A 26,968-nucleotide genomic window follows, 5' to 3' on the forward strand; every position below is an offset into this window, starting at 1 on the left:
GCTTGTGCGGTTAACTATTTTAATCTAATTTTGAAGAGCTAAACATTGCACCACCCGAAAGTAAATCCTGGCGTTGTTGATTGCTTAAACCAATTCCTTCACCAAACTCACATTTATTAACTAAAGCTTTTAACCATATAGTCTCGTTGAGCGTAGTTCCTCGCAAATCTGCATGTGTAAGATCTGCACCTGTAAAATTGGCAAAAATTAGGTCTGCATCAACTAAACTACTTCCTTTTAAATTTGCACCTGATAAATTTCCTCGGATAAAGTTTACTCCTTCTAAATCTAAGCCAGATAAATCTGCTCCCACCAAATTAGGAAATTTTAGTTGATTAGGATGGTCAAAAAATCGGCTGACACAAATGATATTTGCTTCATTGAAATGCATTTTAGTTAAAAAATCATAACGTGCTATTCCTAGTTGTTTGAGGATTTGCCAACGTTGCTGAGAATTTTGTTCCAAAAAATAAATGGTTAGCTCACGGGATTTTAGATTGGTGATATTTAGCATTTTTATTTAAAATTGAAAAAAGTTTTGATTTTCAAATAACTCAAAATATATCACGAAAATTCTCAATAGACCTGGTATTTACAACTATCATTTAGGCTTAAGGTATATTAAAACAGTGGCAATTGGTAATTATTAGTTTTATTCTCTGTTACCCATTACCTAGCGAAAGTGAATTCACGATAGATGTCATTTGTAACTTAAATTAGTTGTTTAATTAATAAAATAAAGCATGAAAATTAAAAAAATACTTATTAACTTTAGAGGTCGTTTACTGCTACTAAATACATTCTTCTTGATCGGTTTGCTCAGTGGATTAACTTTCTTTTCAGTTGATATTTTTAGAGCAAGAGTCATAGATATTGATGAAGCAAATCAACTTTTAGAAGCAAAAAAACAAAAAGAAAATAATTCTTTTGGGGTTACTAAAGTACTTTTTTCCCAAGGATCTAGTGACAAAGGAATAGATTTGAGATGTCTATCTTGGTCTTCAAAATTTTTGTACAGTGGTTGGAGTGACAATCCGAAAGACCATGATTATTTTATCGATCATTACATACCTGCTGGGAAAAAAGCTATTATCTGTGCGACACCTGCGTTATCGGCTGCATTAGCCGTACATCCTCGTAAAAAATTTCTCTATGAAGTGTCAAAAATTGACTTAGATGATGGGTTATATGTTCGGGTTGTAGTTGGGGTATCAGAGGCAAGAGAACCTTGCAAATTACTTACAGGCAGCGTAGATTGCATGAACTCTATTTTGGCACGGCAAGCTGTAGTTAAATATGAACCGTAATTTCAGTTATCAGTTATCAGTTATCAAATTCTATTATTGACTGCGGCTGGTACTGTTCACTGATTCTGTATATGTTGCTTTGGTAGGCAAACTGTAACTTTAGTGCCTTGAGCGGGTTGGCATTCCAAGGTAATACTACCACCATGTAATTCTACGCAAGCTTTTGTAATTGCCAATCCTAAACCTGTTCCAGGAATTGTGTCTACGTTACTTCCACGACAGAATGGTTGAAACAGGTTGGTTTGATCTTCTATTGGTATACCTATACCTTGGTCTTGAATACTAAATATAACTTCAGATTCTTGACCAATTAAGTGCAATTCGATGTTACCTCCCTCCGGAGAATATTTAATTGCATTAGAAATTAAATTACTAAAAATTAGCCTTAATAGTCCTTGATCGCCCCGGAAACCTTTATGATTTCCAGTACTCTTAAAAATAAATTCGTGGCGATCGCTAAAGAATTGTTGCTGTTCGCTGATCAAAACAGAGAAAAATTGCTCTAAGTCGAGGGGAATAGTTTTAAATTTAGTTTTATTAAGTTCAAATTGATTCATGACAAGCATGTCATCTATCAATTTGGACATGTGTCGTGATTTTTGCTCAATGATATGTAAAAACTTTTGTTTTTTAAATTCATCTAAATAATCGCCATGTTGCTTAAGTGTAGATGCAGCAGCTAAAATTGAAGCCAATGGTGTACGGTACTCATGGGAAATCGTCGCAACGATTTGAGATTTAAATGCGTTGAGTTGTTTTTCTTTTTCTAGGGCAGCTTTTGTCTGTGCTAGTAATTCTGCTTGTTGAATTGCGATCGCTAACTGCACAGATACTTCATAAAGTATCTCTAGTTCGTCAGATTGCCACTCTCGTTTTCCTGTACACTGCTGAGCAATCAAAAAGCCCCAAGGTTTTGATACTATTTCTTTATGACTCAAAGTAATGGGAACCACCAAATTTGCTTTACTCTCTAATGGCTCTAACAGGTTTAAATTGCAATCGTTTGAGCCAGCCCAGTAACATAATAAAGAATTGTTTTGATCTGTTGTGTGATTTAGCCAAGTTTGCTGATTATCTATTTTTGGATGTGACTGGCACACCATGACGCGATCGCACTTGAGCAGTTGTTGCACTTCTCTAACAGCTGTGTATAAAATTTCCTCCAAATCAATAGACTGACGAATTCGTAGCAACATAGTAGCAATCAAGCGCTGTCGTTCCTGAGTCTTTTGTAACTGAGTTTGCAGACATAATTGCTTAATTACGTTACGAACTGCTAGCTGCAATACATCCGCTTTCAAGTGTTGCTTAACTAGATAATCTTGGACACCCCTTTTCATCGCTTGTACAGCAATCTCTTCATCGCCACGCCCAGTAAGCATGATCACGGGTACGGAAGAACCAAAGGTTTTCTGCCTAAGCTCATCTAAAAATTCGATTCCGCTCATATCTGGTAAGCAAAAATCTAGCAAAATCAGATCACAAGGCGTGTGTTGACACAAGCCAAGTCCAACTTCTGCTGAGTCTGCCTCCAGAATTTGGTAATACTGGTGAGGATCTTTCAAAAGAAAGCGACGATAGATTTTCCGATCCGTTGCACAATCATCAACGATGAGTAGCTTCCAGGCATTCGGCATAAGAAAATGGGGCAGAGGTCTAATACTCTTCCTCAACATTGTCATAAATTACGAAAACATTAAGAAAAACTAAAAAAATTGTAAAAAAAATACAATGTTAGTAGTTAGTGGGTAAAGACGCGATGTTCCTCGTGTCTATATATTGGTGGTTAGTTGTTTACTCCACCCTACGGGAAGCCACTTGCGTGTCTACACACCCCACCCTTACCTTAAGCCGCGCAGGGCGCACGGCAGGTGACGCCTCTTTCTTTATGCCGGGAAAGGAGTCCACCGCACTGCCTCGTCTATACACCCTCCCACTCCCCATCTCCCCATCACCCAGAAGTCGGCGAAATATTCACTTGCAACCAATAATCTACAAACGCCTGAATGGTCTTTTGCAATTCTTGGACATCCATTGGCTTGACGAGATAGCCATTTGCACCCTTTTGATAACAAAATTCAATATCTTTGGGGTTAGATGAAGTAGTGAAGATTACTATGGGAATTTCTTTAAAACTTTGGTCTTGCTTAAGTTGCTCTAAAATGTCACGACCATCAATACCTGGTAGATTCAGGTCTAGCAAAATCACAGAAGGTCGGGATGAGCCATCGGGGTTTTTTCCTTCTTGATATAGGTAGTCTAAAACTTCATCCCCACTACTACAGCGATGTATGGGGTTTTGGACAGCCATACGCCGCATCAAGCGCTGAAGCATCCGAAAATCCTCGTTGCTGTCCTCAACAACCAATAGTGGTTCGTTAAGTTTCGTTGCCATTAGTGAAGTTATGTTAAATAGCTATGTTTATTAAAAATGAAAGTTTTTTTAATATATCTTAACTTATTCCAGTGTCAAGTAAAACGTTGATCCTTCGCCTGGGGTAGACTCTACCCAAATTTGACCACCGTGGCGTTCAATTATTTTCTTGGCAATAGCAAGTCCTGCACCTGTACCACCACCGTATTTTTCTTGAGTATGCAGCCGTTTGAAAAGTTTGAAGATGGTTTGGTGGTGATGGGGTGGAATGCCAATACCGTTATCTCGTACGTAGAAAGTGATTGGTGAGTGGGAATCGAAAGAAGACAAAGTAGAAAAATTACTTCCCTGTCCCCCTTGTCCCCCTTGTCCTCCTTGTCCCTCTTGTCCCCAATGTTGATCCAAATACCCAATCTCCACCCATCGTTCTGCTTTATCGTTGTATTTGAAAGCATTAGTGATGAGGTTACTAAACACCTCGTTTATCAGAACTGGGTCACAGCGAATTGTAGGTAGAGGTCTGGGAATGCGAAGTTCAAAATTATGTTGCTGACGGCTAGCATGAAAGACGTTTATAACTTGATCAAGCAATTCATTTAAATTAACCGGTTGTAATTGCAGTGCTGCTTGTCCTAATTGCGACAGTCGCAGTAGACCATTAATCAAGGCTTCCATACGTACCGACAAGGAAATGACAGTCTCTAAGAACTCTGTAGCATCTTCATCTAGCACCGATGCATAATCTTCTAGGAGAATAACTGAGTAATTATATATACCGCGTAATGGTTCTTTGAGGTCGTGGGAAGCTGCATAGGCAAAGGAAGCTAATTCGCGGTTACTGCGTTCTAACTCTTGGTTAATTTTGGCTAATTCTTCTGCCTTTTTGAGGACAATCCCCACGATCGCATTTCGCAAACTCAAGGCGCTATCAATTTCGCATTCTTGCCAAGGTGCAGACGTCAATCTGACAATTTCTTGCCATTGTTCAAAGGACTCTCTGGGACAAAGGGTGACACTACCATCTGAGTTAACCTGGATTGATTCATGAGGATTACCAGCCCAGGTAACTGTGCGGATAACTTCGGGACGAAACCACAGAATGTAATAGTGCCGTAATTTAGAAATCCGCAACAGCAATAAACCACTGGCGGTATCTTTAAATGTCTCAGCCTCTGGGTAAAGCTTTGGTAGAGAGTCAGTAAAAAATATATTATCGTTCACCTGACTATCTGCCCAGGTAATTAGCGATCGCACGTCCTCTAAATTTGGTGTTGCTCCCACCAAGGAAATTTCACCATCCAGACAAACCGCCGCCCCTGTCGCACCTACAAGACCTAGTAAACGGGGTTCAGGCTGGATTAATGCATCTTTGAAGTTATCTGCTTGGGAAATCGATTCTACGACACCAGAACGCAGAGATTCTAATCTGGCTTTGTAGTCCACTTCTTCCTGAATAACTTTATTAGCTAACTCCGATGAGACAATTTGTCCCAAAAATTCACAGCCACTGCGGATTTCGTAAGGCACATATTTAGGAGTTTGATGATGACAGGAAATTAATCCCCACAGATTTCCATTTTTAATCAGGGGAATTACCATCAAAGCTGCCACACCCATATTTTGATGAAATTCTACACAACAAGGATGAACACTCCGAAGTACAGATAGACTTAAATCAAGGGGAGTATCATCTATGCTAGAAATCAATTCCACAGGCTGGGCATTGATTCTGGGTATAAGTCGTAACGAATTGCGTCTGTATAACTCTCTAGCTGGTTCTGGGATATCTGTGGCTGGATAATGAAGTCCCAAATAAGGCGACAACTCTTGTATTTTTGCTTCAGCAATTACTTCCCCCGCCCCTTGATGGTCAAATTGGTAGACCATAACTCGATCAAACCCTGTCATTTCACGGATTTGTTGAGCTGTAAGTTGTAAGAAATCTATCAGATTATTTGTGCGTTTCAGTTTAGCGATCGCTCTTTTAATTAAAGCGTAGATGTTGAAGAAATTTACTTGGGCTGGTGATTGTGTTGATTCTAATTCCAGAATGATTTTGTCACCTAAGCGATACACAAAAGCATTAAAGTCTCGCTTACCTTCGTTTGTACGGACTGATAGCTTCAGGTAATTGAGAGTATCAATTTCTTCTGTGGGCAGTTGAGTGATCGCTTCTAAATCCGAGGCATCAATCAGATAACTGAGCGGTTGACCAAGTAACTCCTCTGGCTGTCTACCCAAATAGACTTGGGTATTGCTGCTAACCTGTAGTATCTCCAACTGGGTACTTACTGCTAGTAGTACACCATGAGGTTGGATTGAGCCAGGATTAAGAGTGAGTTCGTTGTGACTGTTTGATAGCAACTCCAAATAATGAGATTTTGAATACAGTGTTCGTTAAACTACATTTTTGGGGTTGGTATTTTTCATACCCCAATATAAACAATTTTTTCCTATTTTAATATTTTTTAAAGATTTTGGATAGACAGAAATCTAAATAGAAGAGATAAGGAATAGTTTAGGTTGTCCGTGCCAACACAGTTGACAAAAATTACAGATTATTGTTTCTCTGGGCGAGCTATGGCAAAATCGACTGTAATACTTGGGTGATTTCCGGCATATTTCCTGAAAGCATCTGAGTAAACTTTTCCAAACACTACACCAATCTCATGATCGGCAAAATACTAAATGGTCGCTACCACATAATCCGACAATTGGGAAAAGGTGGATTTGGTGAAACGTATTTAGCTGAAGATCAATGGTTAGATCGTGACAATCGGTGTGTCGTGAAGCGACTGAAGCCGGATGTCATCAATGCTGTGACGTTACGATTATTTGAAACAGAGGCTCAAGTTTTAACTAAGTTGGGTAGCCATGACCAAATTCCCCAGCTTTTAGCGCACTTTCAACAAGACCAAGAGTTTTACTTGGTACAAGAATTTATTGATGGACATGACCTGACGCAAGAAATCAGAACTAATTACCAATGGAGTGAAACTGAGGTCATTAAGTTACTAGAGGAAATTCTCGCCATTCTAGAGTTTGTACATCAGCAAAACCCGCCAGTCATTCACCGCGATATCAAGCCAGCCAATATCATGCGGCGACGTAAAGATGGCAAAATCATGCTGATTGACTTTGGCGGAGTCAAAAGAGTGAAGACAGAGGGTGGTGGTTCCACTTTATTAACTCCTGTTGTTGGTACACAGGGGTATACACCAGATGAACAATGGAAGAACAAAGCGCAATTGTGTAGTGATATCTATGCAGTCGGAATCATGGCTATCGAAGCGCTGACAGGATTGCAGCCTCGACAACATTTAAGAGATAGTAAAACCGGACAACTTTTATGGCGCGATCGCGCAGAGGTGGACTAGCTGATGTTTTAGATCAGATGGTGCAATTCCACTTTAGCGAACGCTATCAGTCAGCCAGTGAAGCGTTAGATGCAATCAAAAGATTATCAATTACAGCATTATATTGGTTTGGACGGGGTGATAAGTTAGTCGAGTTGAAAAGTTATCAACAGGGAATTGCAGCCTACAACGAAGCCATTAAAATAAATCCGAATTACTATCAAGCTTGGTATAGTCGCGGTTTGGTATTAGAGGAATTGGGTAGGTACGAAGAAGCGATCGCATCTTTTAAGCAAGTTACTAAAATTAAACCAGATTACTATCAAGCTTGGTATCATTGCGGATTAGCGCTAGAAAAATTGAAAAGGTACAAAGAAGCACTTACATTTTATGACTCTGCAATAAAAATTCAGTCAAATTACGCCGAAGCCTGGTATCAACGCGGTGTTGTACTAAATGCATTGAATCAATATAAAGAAGCTTTAGCAGCTTATGACAATGCAATTAAAATTAAATCCTATCATGCTGAGGCTTGGTATTCTCACGGTATCTTACTTAATAAATTGCAAAGGTATTCAGAAGCACTAGTATCATTTGAACAAGCGCTCTCCATTAACCCTGATTACCAATTAGCAATAAAAGAACGCAATATTACACAGAGAATATTGCAGACACCGAGATTGTTACGTTGGCTATGGCTGTAAAATTTTTAACTTCTTTATCTGAATGAACTAATTCATAAAGTCAAAATAGTTTTCATTAATTACCAAACTATAAATTTAATTTCTCCTCAAATGGTATAATCAGAAATTATTTTTTCTCGGCAATTATTTATCTACAAATTTTACATATTTATAAGAATTAACTCTGTTTACTTTGTATCTATATAAAAATCAAAATATATAGTGTATTATTCATGCTTGGTCAAATTCTTAATAATCGCTATCTGATTATCAACAAATTAAGCAGGGGTGGATTTGGTGAAACCTATCTTGCTCAAGACCAGTGGCAAGATGGTGATAATCGCTGTGTTGTCAAGCAACTTAGACCAGAGATTATTAATGCGACGACTTTGCGTCTATTCGAGAAAGAAGCACAAGTCTTGTTCAAACTGGGAACTCATGACCAAATTCCTCAGCTTTTGGCTCACTTTCAGCAAGATCAAGAATTTTATCTAGTGCAAGAGTTTATAGAGGGTCATGACCTTAGCCAAGAAATTAAACCAGGAGAGCGCTGGAATGAAACAGAGGTTATCAAACTATTGCAAGAAATTTTAGAAATCTTAGCGTTTGTGCATCAAAATCAGGTCATCCACCGTGATATTAAACCAACAAACATCATGCGGCGCAAGGATGGCAAAATCGTACTGATAGATTTTGGTGGAGTCAAACAAGTTAAAACTAATTCTGATTCTACTGAATTAACTGCCGTTGTAGGTACACCAGGGTATATGCCCTTGGAACAAATAGAGAACAACGCACAATTATGCAGCGATATTTATGCTGTAGGAATGCTCGCTATTCAATTACTGACTGGGTGGAAACCTACTGAACTACCAACAGACCCCAAAACTTTCCAACACATCTGGCACGATAAAGCAGAGGTGAGCCAAAAGTTGGCAAATGTTTTAGATCAGATGGTGCAGTTCCACTTTAGCGAACGCTACCAGTCAGCAGGTGAGACATTAGATGCTCTTACAAATCTGTCAGCTACAGTACTAGATTGGTACAACCGAGGGAAGGAGTTATTGCAATTGCAACGTTACAAGGAAGCAATTGCAGCCTTTGACCAAGTAATTAAAATCAAACCGGATTACCATCTCGCTTGGACTGGTCGTGGTTGGGCTTTTTTATACAACTTGGGAAATGACTCCGAGGCTGTTGGTTGTTTTGACCAAGCACTTAAATTCAAACATGATGACCATCTAGCTTTGGCAGGTCGCGGTTGGGCGCTTAGTAGGTTAAAAAGATATGACGAGGCTCTTGCTTGTTGTGAGCAAGCAATTGAAATAAAACCGGATGACTACTTAGTTTGGATAGGTCGTGGTTGGGTTTTACACAACTGGGAAAGAGACTCTGAGGCTGTTGGTTGTTTTGACCAAGCACTGCAATTGCAACAAAACGATTATCTAGCTTTGACTGGTCGCGGTTGGGCGCTTAGTAAGTTAAAAAGATATAACGAGGCACTTGAGTGTTGTGAGCAAGCAATTGAAATAAAACCAGATGACTATCTGGCTTGGACTGGCCGCGGTTGGGCTTTGTACGGCTTGGAAAATGAGTCTGAGGCTCTCGATTGTTTTGACCAAGCACTTAAATTCAAACAACATGATCATCTAGCTTGGATTGGTCGCGGCTGGACACTATATAAGTTAGAGATTTATAATGATGCATTGGCATCATTTGACGAAGCAATTAAAATTAAACCGAATGAATCTCTAGCTTGGGCTAGTCGCGGTCAAACACTCAATCAGTTAAAAAGATATGATGATGCACTTGCGTGTTGTGAGCAAGCAATTAAATTAAAACAAGATGATCATCTAGCTTGGATGGTTCGTGGGTGGGCACTTAGTAATTTAAAAAGATACGATGAGGCGCTTGCATCTTGTGACAAAGCAATTGTAATTAAACCGGATGACTCTAATGCTTGGATATATCATGGTTTAGTGCAATATTCTTTAAGAAGATACAAAAAGGCGCTTGCATGTTTTGAGCAAGCAATTCAAATAAAACCAGATGACTATTATGCTTGGATAAATCATGGTTTGGTTCTATCTTGTTTAGGAAAACACAAGAAGGCGCTTGCGTCTTGTGACCAAGCAATTCAAATAAAACCAGATAACTTTTACGCTTGGATTGATCGTGGTTACGTACTAGAAGCATGGCGAAAGTACTCTGATGCACGCACATCTTTTGAGCAAGCATTCAAAATGAAGTGTGTTACTTTTGATGCTTGGTATACTCGCGGCAATGTACTGCTAAATAAATTAGGAAAGTATTCTGAGGCACTGGCATCCTTTGACGAAGCAATTCAAATCAAAGAAGATGATCCTGATATTTGGTATAGTCGCGGCTTGGCGCTAGCTCAATTAAGAAAGTACAAAGAGGCGATCGCTTCTTTTGACGCTGCACTAGCAATTAAACCTGATGACCAATTAGTAATAGCAAAACGTAAGTTTGTACGGCAAAGGTTGCGAATACCACCATTTTTAGATTGGTTATTTTATCTTGGTGGCATTGGATTTTGTGTGCTTTTACTATATTCCTTGAAGAATATTAAATTTTTACCCATAGTAGCTATATTTTTTATTTTTTATTTAGTGTTTTGGCGAAGATACATAAACAGGTAGCTCAAGTTATAGCTGATGTTGAGCCTCGCTGACACGAAAATGAGATATGATACTCTCTTTACCAAGTTGATTACACTCATTTTAGTTTAGAATAGCCAAGCCAATATGCTGCTTTAAAGCATTAGAATCCAAAAGTGCTTTAGCGTCAAACAATAAAGTACCTAGTACCAGTAAGTTGAAATTAGTCTGTTAAACAAATGCGATCGCTATTCTATAAGCCGCCAAAATCAGGATTAATCCTATCCTATTTAATTTGTGAGAATCAAGACAAGCAGACCCCCGACTTCGTGAAAGTTGTCGGGGATCTTGTTGTTCACAAATGAGTTAGGACTGCTATAAGATTCAAGTAGATGCGATGAACAAAACAATATACATTGATCTTTCAAACAAGGATCTGTTCTCTAGTTGCTAAAAGCATCCTTGATGTTATCAACAGCGCGTTCAACAGCATTTTTGGTATTATCTACTGCTGTTTGAGTCCGAGCTGCATCTTCCTCTGCTCTTTTCTCAATGCGAGCCGCATCTCTTTTTGCTTTGCGCTCAACAAAACTACCGTTGTCATCTGTTGCTTGCTCAACTCGCTTAGCATTTGTCTTGGCTGTTTGTTCAACCTTATCTGCTGTATCACGGATGAAACTCTTGGCTCGTCCAGCATCTTTACTGGTTTTCTCTTGAACCTGATCACCCAGATCTGATGATGCGATCAAGTTGACAGCAGGATCAGCCATTGCTGTGGTGTTCGAGAAAAATGCACCTTGCCAAATAAAAGCGATCGCTGATACACAAAACACAGTTATAGCTATCCAACGTCCTACAGTTGAAAGCCGTTTCATTAAATAATTTAGTTTCATAGAATACAATATTCATGAGGTTTAGCATCCTATTTTTACTCCATCTAGCTCATCAGCTAAAACATTCTCTAGACAGAGGTTCTCGCGCTATAAGTTGTGAAATAAATTCCCTCTTTCAACAGATTGAATAAACGAACGTCATGCGATTGCGATCGCAACCATCCCCTAAATTACTTGATATGCCGTTACCATCTCCGCCTCTGATTGTGACACTCAAGCTCGATCCTATTGCTTTCGACTTCCTTAACAGGCTGCGTCAGCAATATTTTCCCTCAGAGAGGAACTTCCTTCCTGCACACGTCACTCTTTTCCATATGCTACCTGGTGAGCAAGAATCATCCATCCAGCAGACTCTGCAAGACATCTGCCTACATACTCCACTTTTATCTGTTTGCTTCCCAAACTTGCGTTTTCTGGGTAGAGGCGTAGCTGTGGAGGTAGACTGTCCCGAGTTAGTTCGGCTGCAAAAATTGCTCGCCGAGACTTGGAATTTATGGCTAAGTCCACAGGATCGGCAAGTATACCGTCCCCATGTCACAATTCAGAACAAAGTCACCCCAGACGCAGCTCGCCAATTGTACAACCAACTCATAGGCACTTGGGAATCTTTTGACGGGTACGGGGAAGGGCTGCTACTTTGGCGTTACAAAGGTGGGCCGTGGCAACTGGCGGGTGAGTTTGCCTTTGGACTTGTTAATACATAAAGAATAAACTCTGTCCTTGCCATTTCTATAACTACACTCTTGCACTCAATAAATAGTTATATTTTTATCCTAAATCTATCTTTATTCTCAGTATTATTATGGAGAGCTACTATAGACAATCAAGTCATTGTGGCGTAAAGTGGAGATATTCAATAAAAAATCACATAATTATCAGTAATATTTCTGACATATATTATGGATTATCTTCAGTAAAATGACGGTTAACTGAGTAATCATAATATCTGTCCTTAAGGTGATACTGAACCTACAAATAATTCCACAATCTACCGTAGAAGTGAATGTGGACAGCACACAATTAACAACCCAAACTCATCGTAAAGCTACTTTGACTCTACAAGCAGGTAGCAATATTATTCTAAATGCTGCTTTTACGATGGCAGAAGCATGGCTGCTGTACCGAAGGAGCATGTTTATTGATAAAAATACAAAAAACCAATAAACACCTTGATTGGGTGTAAGAACAAAATAATTAGGAATTCTATGAGCAAATGAAAAACTTATACTAATTTTGGATTTTAGAGTTTGAAGTAAGCATGTAAAACAATACTACCTATCCCAATTTATATTTATTCAAAATTTCGCGCTTTACTTACAAATCCTATTTACTAATGACTAAATTTATAAATCTTAGAAGATCTATGTCCAAACAAGAAGTGATTAGACTATTTAGAGCCGCTCAAACTAATGCTAATTTAAGAGAAACACTAAATTCGGCATCAGACCTAGAAACTTTTGTACAAATGGCGCAACAACAGGGGTATAACTTCACTGTTGAGGAATGGCAAAAAGCTACTGGCTTAGTAATGGAAGAGTCAGAATCTCAGGTATCTGAAATTCAGGGAAAGTATGAAGGATGAAGGGTGTAGACGCGCTCATAGACTTCAAGGTAGAGTAGGGTGAAGGATAAAGGGTGAAGGGTGAATTTAATTTGTGACTGTAATTTCTCCCTTTTTATTAATCTTAACTGGCGCATTCGGAAAATCTTTTGCAACTAAATTGCGTACAAGTTTTACAGTCCGTAATTGCTGATCAATGTGGGGAATTCCCTGCCGATTCATATGTATAGGAATAATTTTACCTGCTACTAAATCCCCTCGGGAATTTAACTTAACTTCTAAAATCATTGAGTAACCAGTCTCGGCTCTTGTAGATAAAGTTCGATATCCTAAAAAATTTCCTAAAGAGTAAGCAATCAGTTTTCCTTTATAAACTTCTATGGCTCTAGGAACATGTGGGCCATGGCCAAGCACTAAATCTGCTCCTGCATCAATCATTGTCCTGGCAAACTTTACCGCGTTACCTCGATTTTCACCGTAGAAAGTCTCTGTCCGATTTTTCACTTGTAGTGCTTTTGTTCCTTCTGCTCCTGCGTGCATCGATACAATTACTACATCCGCACGTTTTTTGGCTTGTTGTACAAGGGCTTTGGCTGTTTGGAAATCGTGAATGGAGTTGTAACGTTCATAGGGTGCAAACCCTATCATTGCAACTGGAATATTTTTAGCTTGCAGCAAAAGTATTTGATTTTTATGGCCTAGTGTTTTGATACCAACAGCAGAGAGATTCTTAACTGTATCTGCAAATCCCACTAAACCAAAATCCATAGCATGATTGTTAGCTATATTGAATACATCAAAGCCGACATCAGCAAACAACTGAGCATAGGAAGGTGGAGAACGAAATGCAAACACCTGTCCACGACTGATGTCTTTGGTAGTGTAGGGATGCTTTGTTAAGCTGGTTTCAAAGTTACCAAACAAGATATCAGCTTTTTTTAGATGCATCCTTACCGACTTTGGGATTAATTGGTTGCGATCGCGTGGCAATCTGTAGTTAGGAAAATTCGTACCAGGAATCACATCCCCAACTGCTTGAATCGTAATTGTGTCTATATAGCTAGGCTCTTTGATCAGTGGAGGTGAGTTCGGATCAGGGACAATGTCACTGGGTAGGTTATTTGTATCTGTGGCTTGCGATCGCTTCGAGCGGATACCCAATCCTATACTAATGCCTACAAAAAAACATACACTGATAAAAGCCAAAGAAAGTAACCTTACCCCTGGTTGTGGATTAGCCATATTCCCACTCCTCACACCATGAGATTAGTCTACTCCATAACTCAGAGGTTGTCGGTAGTGTTTTTGGTGCAATATGGCAAATTTAGCTGAATTAGCGAAAATTTTGATTTATTTTGCAAATACGCGATCGCGATTATGGGGAGCATCAAAATCAACCAGTGGCCCTTTCGGAACAATCCGAGTCGGGTTAACTTTAGGATGACTGCGGTAATAGTGTCGCTTAATGTGGTCTAAGTTACAAGTCTGTTTGACACCAGGCTGTTGGTACAAGTCTTTGAGATAATTCCACAAGTTAGGATAATCTACAATCCGGCGTAAGTTGCATTTGAAATGCACATAATAGACTGGGTCAAAGCGATACAAAGTTGTGAACATACACCAGTCTGCTTCAGTAATTTGATCCCCACACAGATAACGTTGCTCTCCTAAGACTTTTTCCCAATGATCAAGAGCATTAAATAGTTCTGTTACTGCTTGATCATAAGCTGCTTGCTTGGTTGCAAAACCCGCCCGATATACACCATTATTAATCGGTTGGTAAATAGCATCTATCGTCTCTTCAATCATCTTTTGTAAATTTTCTGGATAAAAATTTATATTATTCTGAGCAAGATGATGAAACTCAGTATCAAACATCCGTATGATTTCGCGGGATTCGTTATTGACAATTGTGTTGGTTTGTGTATCCCATAAAACTGGAACTGTGACACGCCCGCTATAGTTGGGATCAGCTTTCAAATAAATTTGCCAAAGGTAATCAGCGCCGTTGACAGTATCAGGAATGCAGCCTGGTTCATCTGCAAATTCCCAGCCGTTGTCGTGAATTTCGGGAGCAACCACAGACATACCAATAATATCTTGCAGTCCTTTTAGTTGGCGCATAATCGCAGTGCGGCACGCCCAAGGACAAGCCCAGGAAATATACAGATGATAACGACCTGCTTCAGCTTTAAATCCACTTGTACCATCGGTGGTAATCTGATTACGGAAAGTGGTTGAAGGACGGATAAATTTACCTTCTGCGTCTTCCTGTTCCCGTTCAGATAACCATTTACCATCCTTGAGAATTCCCAAACCCATAGTTATCCTCCTTTGATGGATGTTAGTGGTTAGTGGCTAATAACAATTACCAATTACGCATTACCAATTACTTACTAACTACTAACTACTAATGTACAGACGCGATGTTCCTCGCGTCTCTACCTACTAACTACTAACTATTCTTCATTGAGAATTTTCGGCACTTTGAAAAATTCGCCTTCTTGTTCTGGCGCACTCTGAAGAATAGCTTCGCGATCGCTGTAAGGTTGTAGATCGTCGCTGCGTGTCACGTTGCTGACATCAATAGCCCGTGTTGTGGGTGGTACATCACTAACGTCTAATTCACTGAGTTGCTCAAAGTAGTCTAGAATGCTTGCCAATTGAGTAGTGAATTGCTCTTCCTCTTCTGGTGTCAATTCTAAACGAGCGAGATGGGCTACTTTATGGACTTGTTCGCGATCGAGCATAAAAAGTTATTGGTCAATGGTCAATGGTCATTGGTCAATGGTCATTTGTAAAAACTCTGGACAATTGACAATTGACCCTGGACTAAAAGAATACATCAATTTGCATTCTGCCTGTGGTTTTTAGCCAGTTTTGGGCTTCAATGTAGTTGTTAGGAGCAAGGCGAATAGCTCTAATCCAATAGTCAGCAGCTTTATCAAACAGTGCTTCGCCACCGTCTTCGTCTCCTGCTTCTTTGGCTTTATCACCCAAATAGTGATAAATTACCGCAATGTTGTTTAAGGCTTGGGGTAAGCGGGGATTGTACTCCAGTGCTTGGTGATATAACTCTAAAGCCTTCTCATGTTCGCCGTTACTAGCATAGATTAGTCCCATGTTGTAGAGAATGTAACCGCGATCAAGGGAATCATCTTCTAGTTCTAAGGCTTGTTTATAGTTATCTAAAGCTTCGGCGTATTCACCTTCTGACTGCGCCGACATCCCATCTCTGTAGTAAACAAAGGCTTCTTTGGCTCTTTTGTTCGTCGGCAGAATCTTCAGGATCAGATCTGCCATGACTGTAAAAGATTTATCGATAAAATTATCGTTTTTCTGAGTTCTTGGCATATAACGCCTCTATTGAGGTTGGGCTACTGGCAGGGCTTTTTTTAACTATTAGCTAATTTAACAGTTATCAGTTATCAGTTGTCGGTTGTATGACTATTCAAGTGTTGGCAGAACAAAGGATGAAGGATTAAGTAAGAATTGCTACACGCCTCACCCTTCGTGGGCGAAAAAAATTAAGTTTTTCCTGATTCATGTCCCATCCCTTTATGGGTGAGGTAATTTCATATTTCATACTTCATACTTTAGCCTTTAGTTGATTGGGGTAATGCACTCAGCGCTATTATTTTTGGGGCTGTTCACCAAGGTTGTTACAGGATAGCTAGTCATCGCCTCTGATGGGTAGGGGTGCAGTAGTGGTTGTAACAATTCCACGTTATGAACTTGGGGATCTAACCATAAATCATAATTTTCCTGTTGGAGAATTACTGGCATACGATCATGAACCATTTGCAGTAATTCGTTAGCTTGGGTTGTCAAAATTGTACAAGATTTTATCTGTTCTTGTTGTGGAGATTGCCATTCTTCCCATAACCCTGCAAAACCAAAAGGTTTTCCATCCAAAAGACGAAAATAATATGGCTGTTTTTTACCGTCTTGCTGTTGCCATTCGTAAAAGCCATCTGCTACCACTAAACAACGTTGGCGCTTGAAAGCACGACGAAACGCTGGTTTTTCGGCTACGGTTTCTGCCCTAGCATTGATCAGCCTTGCTCCCATGCTCTGATCTTTCGCCCATGAAGGTATTAAACCCCAACGTAGTCGCTCAATTTCGCGCTTGTGACCTTCAGAATTATACAAAACCACCAAAACCATTTGCGTAGGTGCGATGTTATATTGCGGCTCGAAATCAGGAATTTTTTCGACCTCAAATATTTGGGTTAAAACTTCTGGAAATACGCTTAAAGTAAATCTTCCACACATTTTTTGATCCTTAGATTTGACTCAAATTAAACATCTCAATGATAAAAATAATACTTAAATAAAATTTGTTTTTCAGAGAATTTATTTTGTCTAGAATTGCGGCATTTATAAAAATTTTCTTCTATTTATTAGTTTTTTTGAAAAACCATTGTATTTTGCTGCATCATAATTAATCAAAACCTTCATCTCACAATATATTGGCATGGAAACGCTAAGATTGTACGATTTTTTACCTTCAGGAAATGGCTACAAGATACGTCTTTTATTATCACAAATTGGTATGCCATTTGAGAGGGTAGAGGTGAATATCTTAAAAGGCGAAACTCGAACACCAGAGTTTTTAAGTAAAAATCCTAATGGTAAAATTCCATTATTGGAGGTGAAACCAGATAAATATTTGGCAGAATCAAATGCCATATTAGTTTATTTGAGTGAAGGCACAGAATTTTTACCTTATGACCGCTTTTTACGAGCGCAAGTAATGCAATGGTTGTTTTTTGAACAGTGCAGCCTTAAGCCTTACATTGCGCCATTGAGATTTTGGATTTCTGTACTAGGTAAAGCGGAAGAACACAAGGAAGCCATAGAGCAAAATCGTGAATCTGGTTATGCAGCCTTAAAACTGATGGAAGATCATTTACAGAGTCATAACTTTTTTGTTGGCGAACGTTATACTATTGCAGATATTGCATTGTTTGCTTACACTCATGTAGCCGATGAAGGTGGATATGATTTGAAACAATTTCCTGCTATCCAAGCATGGATTGAAAGAGTAAAAACACAGCCAAGATATATCTCAATTAAAGAAGAATTACAGCATTGATTGGTTCATATAATTTGCATCTACCAACTCGTTTTCTCAGCTGATCCTGGAAAACGAGTTTGTTGTATTTCAGAGTATTTTTAATAGTTTATAGCGGTTTTTAGATGAACATCATATCTGGCGAATATTAATCAGAGTGGGGATTGTCGAGTTTATAAAGCAATTTTTGGTTTACTCCCATTATATCATTGAAATTTTTCACCGATTCTGATTCTTGGTTAACTTTGTTTAACTGTTATGCGGCTTTATAAATCAGTGTCTATTTCAATCAGCTTTTGTCTTGATGATAACCCATACCTAATTCTAATCTTAGATTGTGGGACGTCAAAATTTTCAGATAAAACTTTTATTAATTCTTCATTTGCTTTACCATCAACAGGCAGCGATTTTAAATGTACGATCAAACTGCCATCGGCAGTTTCTTCTATTTTTTGCATCTTTGAGTTTGGTTTAACTTTGATCTTTATTTGCATAACCCTTTATTTGTAATTGTCGCAGCCACCACCAACCTAAAAAACAGCCTAATACGTAATGAGGAAAATCCCACCAAACAAAGGTTGTACCAAGTAGTAGTTTACCTACCAAAGTAGCGCGAATTTGCTCTAAAAAGGGAGGATGCCAGAGTTGTAGAAATTCTAATATACAGGTAATAATAAAGACCCATAAAGGAATTTTTATAATAAATTTTGGACTCCGGAGAAATAAAAATGCAAACAAGCACCAAAATATTTCGTAGAAAACAGCAGCCCCATAATCATTGAACCATTTATGAGCAAAACCAGTATAGTATTTAAATAAAAAGCCCATCCCTGTAACGATGAGCAAAGAAACTATTATATAAAGGCTTAGTGTTTTTTTTGACACATTTTTTTCAGTATACAGGACAAGTCAATTAAAAATTAAAAATTGAAAATTAAAAATATATAGTTTACAATTTTTAATTTTTCTTTAGTCCCTCGATGAAAATGGGTAGAGGTGTAGGGGTATAGGCAAAGAAACATTGAGTGTTAATCTACTTATGCCTAATGCCCCTACATCAAAACCTGAGGATGAACATCAGTTTATTGAAATACTCTGTGTTCCTTTGCGTAGACTCTGCGTCCCTGGTGCGTTTAAAAACGCTATGGTCTTAGGCAAAGTCGTACTAAGGTTGGTTTGGATTCCCGTTGCCAATCACAGAAATTTTATGTCGGTATACTAATTCACCGCCGTACCAACCGGAAATGCCAAGAAGCGTAGCTACAAGTACCGAGATTACGAGTCCCCAAGGTAGTACAGCAGATATAGGGTTATTCCAACGTAATACTAGGTTGATAATTGTCAGCACCAAAGCACTCACATTCAGGATTAAGTGCGCCCAACCAGCAGTACGCTTACGGACTCGTCCGATTCTTAAAAAGTCCATAAGCCCTGTTAAGGCTGCTGCTACACCACCCACCAATCCACCAGCTATTAACCAAAAAGAACCCCTTGCCCAAAAACTATCATCTGTGAACCAGAAGACTGCATCAGTTAATAAGGCCCCTACAAGAAAAGCAATTGGGAATTGTACAAGAATAGGATGGATGGGATGACCTGCAACTGCTACAGTACTAGGTACACCAGGGTCACGAAACTCTCTGTCGTCACTTTCCAAAAAGGCTGGAATATTAGGATAGGGTGTAGAGCTTCTTTCTTGAGTTTCCATAGTCTCACCTTTAAGAATTGAAGTAACTTTATGCTGAAGGGATTTGCTCAACTTCTGCTTCTGCTTGAAGGATGAGTTTGCCTATTTCCATCTTTAATCTTTTGATTCTTAGGTTTATTCCCTCTAAATCAAAGTTGTTCAAATTCAAAATTTGGCTAGTTGCATCTACTAAAGCTTTTGTCAGTTCCAGTGATACTTCTTGACTATCACCATACTCGACATTCTCAAGTGTCACTGTTTCTCCGTTCTCACTCACACGTGGAATTGCTGAAAAGCTTATTTTACGAGTTTCGTTGCTTTCTTTTAAAACTAAAGTTGCACTCAAAGCTACTTTACCATCTCCAGGCAATCGAAACTCAACATTTTGCGGCACAACAGTCATTAATTGCCCATCAACTCGAATTTTTTGGCTTTGCAGCTGAGAACGGATATATTCAGAATTAAAGGCACGGTTAATATCCTCTTCGGTTAATACTACTAATGCGCGACCTGCTGTTGGTTTTGTTAATTCAATTTTGCCGAAAGCAGCGCTAAGAGGATTAATAGCAACGCTACTAATTTCCATCTCTATTTTCTCCATACGGAGTTCTTGCTGCATTACCAAACCTTCGCCGTCAATAGAGACTGCTTCCACTTCTCCTTGGACTAGATTGAGTGGTTCAGCTTTGATATTGATATCTAAATATTCAACTTCATCTAACTGATTAGATAAACCCATTTCTACGGCTTTATTTACCGCCTGTTCTCCTAGCCCAGGATTTTCAGACATTACGAATCAATCTCCAGTTCAACTATCCTTGAGTCAATCTAGAAAAGTGGAAAAGGAATTTTATCTATCTGGCGATGGAGGTATAATTTTCGTAGTTATCTATCTCAATGTATAGATATATTTTTATTTTTAAAATTATCCTAAAAATGAAATTTTTATTTCCTTGGTTTTGAGGTTATCGTTCAAAAGAAAGATGGTACTCTCCGAAACTGTTATGTAACCTGAGAAAAGTGAAGAGACAAATTTTTTAGAGGAGAATACAAGATGGTTGTCGCTTTAGATGATGCTAAGCGTTCTGCTATTGCCATGAAATTGGCAGACATGAAAGCAATTCAAGAATTGATCATTCAAAACGAAGAACAGTTTTTAAAGGAAATTAACGATAGCGAAATTGCCGATCGCGTCCGCAAAATGCTCGAAGATGATCGCAAAAACAAGGGCGTTCTGGAAACAGTTAATGTGCAATATGGCATTCAAGCAGAGCCAGAAAACACAGTTACAGAAATGATTAATAAGGTTCGGCAATTGATGCAAGGCTCTGAATTAAGCTTGTATGAAAAAGTATTTCAGCATGAATTATTAAAGCATCAACAAGTAATGTCCGGCTTGACAATTCACAAAGCAGCACAAAAAGTTGGTGCGGATGTGATGATGGCGATTGGGCCTTTGAATACTGTTAACTTTGAGAACCGCGCTCACCAAGAACAACTCAAAGGTATCTTGGAAATCTTAGGTGTTCGTGAACTCACCGGACAAGACGCAGATCAGGGTATTTGGGCACGTGTACAAGATGCGATGGCAGCATTAAGCGGTGTTGTAGGTAGTGCTGTTACCCAAAGTAGTGATAAAAGCGATATGAACGTCCAAGATGTTATTCGCTTGGATCACAACAAAGTAAACACCTTATTTACTGAATTGTTGGCAAGCAATGACCCTCAAAAAATTCAAGAGTACTTTGGTCAAATTTACAAAGACTTGACCGCTCATGCTGTAGCTGAGGAAGAAGTAGTCTACCCAAGAGTACGTCCTTTCTACGGTCAAAGCGATACTCAAGAATTGTATGACGAACAAGCTGAAATGAAGCGGATGTTAGAGGAAATTAAGGCAATTAATCCCTCTTCTTCTCAATTCAAAGATAAGATTAAACAGCTAATGGATGCTGTCGGCGACCACATTCGTCAAGAAGAAAGCACAATGTTTGCTGCAATTCGTAACAACTTGAGTAGTGATGAAAGTGAGCAATTAGCTACTCAATTCAAAGCTGCTAAGCAAAGAATCCAACAGAAAGCAGCTAAGTAGTTAGAGGTCTGTTTTGCTAGTAGCAAAATAGTTAATAACTGCAACTAATTTCATCACTTTGGATCACAATGTCTTGTAGGGGTGTACAGCCGTACGCCCCTACGGCATTTTATACCAATTTTGGATTTTAGATTTTGGATTAAAACTACTGATTCATAGGCATTCCAGAATTTTGAAACAAGACTTCCACGTGCCAATTTGGTATTATTTGAAAATAATAAAAAGACTAACAACCTATATCCTTGAGCATTTGTAAATGCTTATTAACAGGTGCAAGTGTATTGGCAGTAATCATACCGCTAGCTGCAACTGCTGGTAGGCCAATACCAGGAAATGTCGAATCTCCACAGCATAGCAGTCCTTTGAGGGGTGTAGTGGAACCAGGAAAGAAAGCTTTTCCGGCTGGGATTGCTGGGCCATAGGAACCTCGGTGACGACGTAAAAATCGTTCGTGAGTGAGGGGTGTACCCACAAGAGTAACATCACAACGCGATCGCACATCGGGAATAATTCGTTCTAAGGCTTGCCACATCACCTCTGACCGTGTTTGCTTTTGTTGCTGATACTCGTAGCTGTTTCTATGTATTCCCTGCCACAATGCATACGGCTCATTACCAGGAGTATAGACGTGAATCACATGCTTTCCTGGGGGTGCAAGCGATGGGTCTAAAATAGATGGAATCGATACCAAAACAACGTTTTGTTCGGCGCTAACACCTCTTTCCCAGTCGTTGACTATGATATGATGACAGGCCAAATCAGGGCACAGTCTTTGGGCATCAATACCTAGATGTAGATGCATAAAGCTATCACACTCTGGTGTGTTGGCTCGCCGTTGAAACGATTTTGCCAAAGCTGTTTTAGGCAATAATTTCAGCGTATCCCATACCGATGCATTAGATATAACAGCCCGACGTGCCCGGATCACCTTGCCATTACGCAAACATACACCTGTGGCGCGGTTATTTTCTACAAGCACTTGTTCCACATGAGCATTGAGTATCAACTGACCCCCATGTCGTTGCAGTCCTCGTACCAGTGCATCTACGATCGCACCACTACCACCAACGGGATAATCTAGCACAACACCAGGTCGATACCAATCTGCAAACATAAATGCCATCTCTGCGGCGCTGGTTGCATTAGCTGGCAGCCCAGAAAGCAGAAAACAAAGCAAATCTAGCCAGTTACGAATAAAAGGATCACGAACAACACCATCTATGATTTGGCTAAAAGCCCCGGTCAATTTGGTAATATTGGGCGCATAGCGCGCCATAGATAATGCAAATTGAGCCACTGTGATTGTTGCACCCAAATCATAGCGCACTGCCGCCGGAGGAATTGCTACAGCTGCCCTAGCTAGGGGTGCCATTACACGTTGAAGATGACGCCATTCGGCTACAGCATCCTGACCACACAATTGGGAAAGAACTTCACAAAATTGATCAGCACCGACGGTAGTATCAAAATCGCCTTCTGGTAGGCAACAACCCCATGTATCGTATGTCACCCATGTTAAATCTTCTGCGATCGCATCTAGTACTTGACGCAGGGGGTTGGCAGAAGGTTTGTAAGATAGTCCAGAATAAAGCGATGGTCCAGAGTCAAATTTAAATCCATGACGCTCAAAAGCATGAGCAGCACCACCAGCGATAGAATGGCTCTCGTAAACGACTACATCAAAGCCATATCGTGCTAGCAATGCTGCACAACTCAGACCACCAATACCGCTACCAATAACAACTATATCTGCACTATCCATTAGTTATTTGAAAAAGGGGTATAAGGGTATAAGGGTGTAGGGGTGTAGGAGGAGTCAAAAATTTTTCACCCTAGTGTATACAGTTCATGGAGGCTACTTGATTACTAGGGGTGTGAGGGGATAGGGGTGTAAGCGTGAATTTGCTTTTCTTCTATACCTCTACACCCCTAACTAAACCCTTACATCCATCTTAAGGGGCTTTATTCACCTCTTGGGCCATCTTACGAAAATAATCCATTTTGGGGTCGGGACGACGACGAGCAGTGATTGCAGGTTCTGGAGTCATCTTTGACTCAGGTTCAGTAACTTGCTTGTTTTGAGAAGATTTGATAGTGTTGGCATCATCGCTTTCCAAAAAATAGCCAGTATTGGAGAACCCGAATATTCTAGCCAAAAAACCAAATACTTGAGAGAAGATGTTTCTGATCAAACCAAAGAATTGATATAAAAGACCTTCTAGGCGAATAAAGAAGTTTCTCATGATTTGCATTAAACCAGACATGGCACTGCCTCCTGATTACAGCTTATTATTATTTTGACTTATAGGATTTTTCTTGTCATGTTCCTATCTGTATATCTATGTACTACCAAATGACTAATCAAGGGACACAAAGCTTTGTGTCCCTCGGTTGGGAGTGGAACGATCGCACTTAATTTTTCCCAAGATTTATTGCTTGTATTTGTCAATGGAATTCGACTGTGTGTTACTCAGCAATCCACTTGGCAACTAAAATTTCACGTTCTCCTTTGTATTCTTTCACCCAAATCATAGAAAGTTTTGGTTTTTCATGAATAATATTCTGATTAACAGAATCATTTTTGAATGATAATGATGCTAGGGAAAATTGTTTATTAGCATTTTCTACATAGGTTTTCATTTTTATTTCTCCTTGTTTTGATTATTATTAAAATTAAGTTTTCTGCTATAGATAAATGTATAAAGATTTTGTTATTGTTCTCAATCCAACAATAACTTTATCAATAGTTTTTATTTTTTAGTACTATTTGTATTTATCTAAGGTTGTTTAATTTTTTGTTTCTATAGTCTTAATCAAGACCTGCTTGCCACTTTACGCATATTTTCAAAATAAATCCCTGACTTCTCTAGCAAGTTGGTGTAAGAAAAGTTTACTGAGTTAAGTAAAGAAGAGTTAAGCTATGAATACACGGGATTTTCAACAAATAAGTTATTCCAAACAATAAACCGCAGAGAACGCAGAGAACACAAAGGTATGAGAAACAGAGAAGGTTAGTGCGTTTGCTTTATAGATTTTTTCTATGGAAGTTCTGATCATGTCAAACTTGAGTAAGTATGATGTCATCTACTGTTCTAAGCGATTTGCGTAAAAGTCTGTTTATCAATAGTTAATTAACTAGAAAATGCGATCGCACTCAAAGGAGAATTACCATGACATTCAATCATAAAACTACATTAGTTCCGCCGGGTAAGGGTTCTACATATTTAGTGTTGGGTGATTTATACACTTTTTTGGCTACGGGGGAAGATACAGGTGGAGTCTATTCAATAACTGAAGTTTTGATGCAACCGCAAAGTGTAATACCACCTCATCGTCATGATCAAGCTGATGAAGCACACTATATTTTAGAAGGAGAAATTGAGTACCAACTTGCAGATCGCACTATGATTGCTAATTCTGGAACATTTCTTAATTTTCCTAAAAATCAATCTCACGGTTTTAAGAATATTGGTTCAAATTCTGCCAAAATTTTAATGGTAATTACACCATCAGGAGCCGAGCAGTTTTTCTCAGAAATAGGACAGCAAATTGTGGAACCAATGAGTGAGGAAGAAAAGCGCAATCTTTTGTGTCCTCCAAATCCTGCTGACGTTGAAAAGGCGATTGAAGTTGCTGTCACTAAGTATGGACTACAGTTTCTTGCTTAGCAAAATTATAGTGGTTTGCAATTGGATTTAAGTAGCTGGCAAAATGAATTTCATCCTAACTTCCTACTTAATAAGCGTTGGAGTCGATTGTGATGGATTATTTATATAAGCACTTAAATATTTGAGAAAACGAACACTGTCTTGGAAAGCTTTGATCGGAGGAAACCTCCGCACCCTAGGGGGAAGCCACTCCGTATCTACAAACTTTCCGCCGATGCACACAGATAGACACCGATGAAGCAAAAGAGGTAGATTACAATGGGTTTAAAGCTTTTGCAGATTAATTTTCCTTTTAATGGGCCGTGGGGAAATGAGATGGCGCAAGCATATTCAGAACTGGCGCACAAACTTTCCGAAACACCAGGTTTGTTGTGGAAAATATGGATAGAAAATTCTCATGATGGAGAAACGGGAGGGATTTATTTGTTTGAGGATGCATCTTCACTAGACACATTCCTCACAGAACACATAACACGTTTAAAATCTTTTGGGATTGAAAATATCAGCACCAAGCAATTTGATGTTAACGAACAATTAACTCAAATTACTGGAGGAAAGCTGAATTGGGGAACTTTCTCATCATAGGCGATCGCTAGTTGATTGGTACAGCGACATTTTTCAGCACATTCATTGGTCCGTGTTGTTTGAGAGTCTGCATTTGTTGCTCGTTTCGCACAAACAAAGTCCCAGCAAATCCTAGTGAGTTGACTGGTATAGATGCAAAACATTCTTGCGATCGCGGTACGAGCAGCATCCATTCTCGTGTCACCAAAAGATTGTAAGCTTTAGATTGTTTTTCTTTTAAACCGACTGCCTGTAGTAGAGAATGATAATACTCTAACGTTACTTGAGCAGCGGTAAATGGCGACTGCTCCCAGAGAGAATCTAGCGGTGCGAAAGCATGTACAAATTCGGCGTTGCATAATAGCGGTATGAATTGAGGTCAATTAATCATGGAATGTCCACGCTGTGGATCTTGTCATAACCGTAAGAATGGAAAGAAAAGAGGTAAACAGAATCACATTTGCTGTGATTGTGGTCGTCAATTCATTGATGTCTATAAACCACCCAGGGGCTACTCGGATGAAATCAAACAAGAATGCCTAAAAATGTACGTCAATGGTATGGGATTTCGTGGAATTGAAAGGGTGAAAAACGTTCATCATACTACCATTATTCATTGGGTTAAACGAGTGGGTACACAATTGGCGGATACACCAAATTCAAAGGAAATTCCGCAGGTGGGAGAACTAGATGAATTAGAAACATTTATTGGTTCAAAAAAAATAAAATCTGGTTGTGGACGGCGGTAAATCACTTTACTCAAGGTATTCTTGCTTGGGTTTTAGGTGATCGTAGTTCGACTACTTTCCAACAGTTATGGAACATTGTCCAGTGTTGGCAGAGTTATTTTTACGTCACAGATGGATACCCTGTTTACCCTTGTTTTGTTCCTGATGGTGACCAAATTGTGAGTAAGACCTACATGACACGAGTCGAAAATGAAAACACAAGGCTTAGACATTATTTGGCTCGTCTTCATCGTAAAACTTTATGTTATTCCAAAACTGAGGAAATGCTGAGATACTCTGTTCGATTGTTATTGCACTACCTCAAATATCGTTCTGTTCCCTTACCTGCCTAAAACATAC

Annotated in this window: 29 protein-coding genes and 1 pseudogene; 12 read left to right on the forward strand and 18 right to left on the reverse strand. The window is 39.2% G+C overall.

Translation table 11 applies throughout. The features are described 5' to 3' along the window. Window positions 1-19 precede the first annotated feature (19 nt). The gene (locus RS893_RS29505; protein ID WP_315789104.1) at window positions 20-514 is read right to left on the reverse strand and encodes a pentapeptide repeat-containing protein; all 495 of its coding nucleotides are present in this window, start codon (window positions 512-514) and stop codon (window positions 20-22) included. A gap of 229 nt (window positions 515-743) precedes the next feature. Between RS893_RS29505 and RS893_RS29510 the strand changes: the two genes are divergently transcribed. Then, window positions 744-1,307 (forward strand): hypothetical protein, encoded by a 564-nt coding sequence (locus tag RS893_RS29510; protein WP_315789105.1) that lies wholly within the window; start codon window positions 744-746, stop codon window positions 1,305-1,307. Between the two features lie 56 nt (window positions 1,308-1,363). Here RS893_RS29510 and RS893_RS29515 read toward each other — a convergent pair whose 3' ends face one another. From RS893_RS29515 to RS893_RS29525, 3 genes are all read right to left on the reverse strand, one after another. Further along, window positions 1,364-2,944 (reverse strand): hybrid sensor histidine kinase/response regulator, encoded by a 1,581-nt coding sequence (locus tag RS893_RS29515; RefSeq protein ID WP_315789106.1) that lies wholly within the window; start codon window positions 2,942-2,944, stop codon window positions 1,364-1,366. A gap of 314 nt (window positions 2,945-3,258) precedes the next feature. Further along, the gene (locus RS893_RS29520; protein WP_315789107.1) at window positions 3,259-3,702 is read right to left on the reverse strand and encodes a response regulator; all 444 of its coding nucleotides are present in this window, start codon (window positions 3,700-3,702) and stop codon (window positions 3,259-3,261) included. A gap of 63 nt (window positions 3,703-3,765) precedes the next feature. Beyond that, the gene (locus RS893_RS29525; RefSeq protein ID WP_315789108.1) at window positions 3,766-6,051 is read right to left on the reverse strand and encodes an ATP-binding protein; all 2,286 of its coding nucleotides are present in this window, start codon (window positions 6,049-6,051) and stop codon (window positions 3,766-3,768) included. 299 nt (window positions 6,052-6,350) lie between these two features. Here RS893_RS29525 and RS893_RS29530 point away from each other — a divergent pair, with 299 nt between their 5' ends. The 3 genes from RS893_RS29530 (at window position 6,351) to RS893_RS29540 (ending at window position 10,383) form a co-directional block, all read left to right on the forward strand. Continuing rightward, window positions 6,351-7,058: a serine/threonine-protein kinase gene (locus RS893_RS29530; RefSeq protein ID WP_315789109.1), complete on the forward strand. Its 708-nt coding sequence runs from the start codon at window positions 6,351-6,353 to the stop codon at window positions 7,056-7,058. Continuing rightward, on the forward strand, window positions 7,031-7,741 hold the full coding sequence (locus RS893_RS29535; protein WP_315789110.1) for a tetratricopeptide repeat protein: 711 nt from the start codon (window positions 7,031-7,033) through the stop codon (window positions 7,739-7,741). Before RS893_RS29530 ends, RS893_RS29535 begins: the two co-directional genes overlap by 28 nt. A gap of 212 nt (window positions 7,742-7,953) precedes the next feature. Further along, window positions 7,954-10,383: a tetratricopeptide repeat protein gene (locus RS893_RS29540; protein WP_315789111.1), complete on the forward strand. Its 2,430-nt coding sequence runs from the start codon at window positions 7,954-7,956 to the stop codon at window positions 10,381-10,383. A 401-nt stretch (window positions 10,384-10,784) separates the two neighbouring features. Here RS893_RS29540 and RS893_RS29545 read toward each other — a convergent pair whose 3' ends face one another. Further along, entirely contained in the window at window positions 10,785-11,234 is a 450-nt protein-coding gene (locus RS893_RS29545; protein ID WP_315789112.1) for a hypothetical protein, read from the reverse strand. A gap of 140 nt (window positions 11,235-11,374) precedes the next feature. Between RS893_RS29545 and RS893_RS29550 the strand changes: the two genes are divergently transcribed. From RS893_RS29550 to RS893_RS29560, 3 genes are all read left to right on the forward strand, one after another. Beyond that, the gene (locus RS893_RS29550) at window positions 11,375-11,938 is read left to right on the forward strand and encodes a 2'-5' RNA ligase family protein (protein ID WP_315789113.1); all 564 of its coding nucleotides are present in this window, start codon (window positions 11,375-11,377) and stop codon (window positions 11,936-11,938) included. A 301-nt stretch (window positions 11,939-12,239) separates the two neighbouring features. After that, window positions 12,240-12,398 (forward strand): hypothetical protein, encoded by a 159-nt coding sequence (locus RS893_RS29555; RefSeq protein ID WP_315789114.1) that lies wholly within the window; start codon window positions 12,240-12,242, stop codon window positions 12,396-12,398. 199 nt (window positions 12,399-12,597) lie between these two features. After that, window positions 12,598-12,816 carry a Nif11-like leader peptide family natural product precursor gene (locus RS893_RS29560; protein ID WP_315789115.1) on the forward strand — a complete coding sequence of 73 codons (219 nt, stop codon included), beginning with the start codon at window positions 12,598-12,600 and terminating at the stop codon, window positions 12,814-12,816. 66 nt (window positions 12,817-12,882) lie between these two features. On the opposite strand, the gene RS893_RS29565 is transcribed toward RS893_RS29560, so the two are convergent. The 5 genes from RS893_RS29565 to RS893_RS29585 form a co-directional block, all read right to left on the reverse strand. Then, window positions 12,883-14,037, reverse strand: a complete 1,155-nt coding sequence (locus tag RS893_RS29565; protein ID WP_315789116.1) for a CapA family protein — start codon at window positions 14,035-14,037, stop codon at window positions 12,883-12,885. Window positions 14,038-14,145: 108 nt separating this feature from the next. Then, window positions 14,146-15,117 carry a glutathione S-transferase family protein gene (locus tag RS893_RS29570; protein WP_315789117.1) on the reverse strand — a complete coding sequence of 324 codons (972 nt, stop codon included), beginning with the start codon at window positions 15,115-15,117 and terminating at the stop codon, window positions 14,146-14,148. Between the two features lie 137 nt (window positions 15,118-15,254). After that, window positions 15,255-15,545: an Asp-tRNA(Asn)/Glu-tRNA(Gln) amidotransferase subunit GatC gene (gene gatC, locus RS893_RS29575; RefSeq protein WP_315789118.1), complete on the reverse strand. Its 291-nt coding sequence runs from the start codon at window positions 15,543-15,545 to the stop codon at window positions 15,255-15,257. 82 nt (window positions 15,546-15,627) lie between these two features. Next, entirely contained in the window at window positions 15,628-16,149 is a 522-nt protein-coding gene (locus tag RS893_RS29580; protein WP_315789119.1) for a photosystem I assembly protein Ycf3, read from the reverse strand. A 249-nt stretch (window positions 16,150-16,398) separates the two neighbouring features. Further along, window positions 16,399-17,070 carry an SOS response-associated peptidase gene (locus tag RS893_RS29585; protein ID WP_315789120.1) on the reverse strand — a complete coding sequence of 224 codons (672 nt, stop codon included), beginning with the start codon at window positions 17,068-17,070 and terminating at the stop codon, window positions 16,399-16,401. Between the two features lie 202 nt (window positions 17,071-17,272). Between RS893_RS29585 and RS893_RS29590 the strand changes: the two genes are divergently transcribed. Beyond that, a complete protein-coding gene (locus RS893_RS29590; RefSeq protein ID WP_315789121.1) occupies window positions 17,273-17,893 on the forward strand; it encodes a glutathione S-transferase family protein in 621 nt (206 codons plus the stop codon). 245 nt (window positions 17,894-18,138) lie between these two features. Here the strand turns inward: RS893_RS29590 and RS893_RS29595 are convergent, their stop codons facing one another. The 4 genes from RS893_RS29595 to RS893_RS29610 all read right to left on the reverse strand — a co-directional run bounded on the left by RS893_RS29595 (window position 18,139) and on the right by RS893_RS29610 (window position 20,349). Further along, the gene (locus RS893_RS29595; RefSeq protein ID WP_315789122.1) at window positions 18,139-18,366 is read right to left on the reverse strand and encodes a DUF167 domain-containing protein; all 228 of its coding nucleotides are present in this window, start codon (window positions 18,364-18,366) and stop codon (window positions 18,139-18,141) included. Continuing rightward, window positions 18,344-18,757 carry a DUF2809 domain-containing protein gene (locus RS893_RS29600; protein ID WP_315789123.1) on the reverse strand — a complete coding sequence of 138 codons (414 nt, stop codon included), beginning with the start codon at window positions 18,755-18,757 and terminating at the stop codon, window positions 18,344-18,346. The genes RS893_RS29595 and RS893_RS29600 overlap by 23 nt, the downstream gene beginning before the upstream one ends. A 280-nt stretch (window positions 18,758-19,037) precedes the next feature. Continuing rightward, the gene (locus tag RS893_RS29605) at window positions 19,038-19,580 is read right to left on the reverse strand and encodes a DUF2231 domain-containing protein (protein ID WP_315789124.1); all 543 of its coding nucleotides are present in this window, start codon (window positions 19,578-19,580) and stop codon (window positions 19,038-19,040) included. A gap of 28 nt (window positions 19,581-19,608) precedes the next feature. Further along, window positions 19,609-20,349, reverse strand: coding sequence for a DUF2993 domain-containing protein (locus RS893_RS29610; protein ID WP_315789125.1), 741 nt, complete (start codon window positions 20,347-20,349; stop codon window positions 19,609-19,611). Between the two features lie 264 nt (window positions 20,350-20,613). Here RS893_RS29610 and RS893_RS29615 point away from each other — a divergent pair, with 264 nt between their 5' ends. After that, window positions 20,614-21,648, forward strand: coding sequence for a hemerythrin domain-containing protein (locus RS893_RS29615; RefSeq protein WP_315789126.1), 1,035 nt, complete (start codon window positions 20,614-20,616; stop codon window positions 21,646-21,648). A gap of 226 nt (window positions 21,649-21,874) precedes the next feature. On the opposite strand, the gene RS893_RS29620 is transcribed toward RS893_RS29615, so the two are convergent. From RS893_RS29620 to RS893_RS29630, 3 genes are all read right to left on the reverse strand, one after another. Beyond that, a complete protein-coding gene (locus tag RS893_RS29620; RefSeq protein WP_315789127.1) occupies window positions 21,875-23,410 on the reverse strand; it encodes an NAD(P)/FAD-dependent oxidoreductase in 1,536 nt (511 codons plus the stop codon). 190 nt (window positions 23,411-23,600) lie between these two features. Then, window positions 23,601-23,912 (reverse strand): threonine dehydratase, encoded by a 312-nt coding sequence (locus RS893_RS29625; protein WP_315789128.1) that lies wholly within the window; start codon window positions 23,910-23,912, stop codon window positions 23,601-23,603. A gap of 202 nt (window positions 23,913-24,114) precedes the next feature. Beyond that, window positions 24,115-24,288 (reverse strand): hypothetical protein, encoded by a 174-nt coding sequence (locus RS893_RS29630; protein ID WP_315789129.1) that lies wholly within the window; start codon window positions 24,286-24,288, stop codon window positions 24,115-24,117. A 530-nt stretch (window positions 24,289-24,818) separates the two neighbouring features. Between RS893_RS29630 and RS893_RS29635 the strand changes: the two genes are divergently transcribed. Both RS893_RS29635 and RS893_RS29640 read left to right on the forward strand, forming a co-directional pair. Then, a complete protein-coding gene (locus RS893_RS29635) occupies window positions 24,819-25,316 on the forward strand; it encodes a cupin domain-containing protein (protein WP_315789130.1) in 498 nt (165 codons plus the stop codon). 258 nt (window positions 25,317-25,574) lie between these two features. Beyond that, complete coding sequence (locus RS893_RS29640; RefSeq protein WP_315789131.1) at window positions 25,575-25,901, forward strand: monooxygenase; 327 nt, start codon at window positions 25,575-25,577, stop codon at window positions 25,899-25,901. A gap of 7 nt (window positions 25,902-25,908) precedes the next feature. Here RS893_RS29640 and RS893_RS29645 read toward each other — a convergent pair. Further along, window positions 25,909-26,232, reverse strand: a pseudogene (locus RS893_RS29645) (phosphorylase); the annotation flags it as partial. 37 nt (window positions 26,233-26,269) lie between these two features. Here RS893_RS29645 and RS893_RS29650 point away from each other — a divergent pair. Beyond that, a protein-coding gene (locus tag RS893_RS29650) for an IS1 family transposase (RefSeq protein WP_315784082.1) occupies window positions 26,270-26,961 on the forward strand; the annotation gives its coding sequence in 2 pieces (ribosomal slippage) (window positions 26,270-26,594 and window positions 26,594-26,961; 693 coding nt in all). The last annotated feature ends 7 nt before the right edge of the window (window positions 26,962-26,968 follow it).

It is taken from the genome of Fischerella sp. JS2 (assembly GCF_032393985.1).
Taxonomy (GTDB): domain Bacteria; phylum Cyanobacteriota; class Cyanobacteriia; order Cyanobacteriales; family Nostocaceae; genus Fischerella.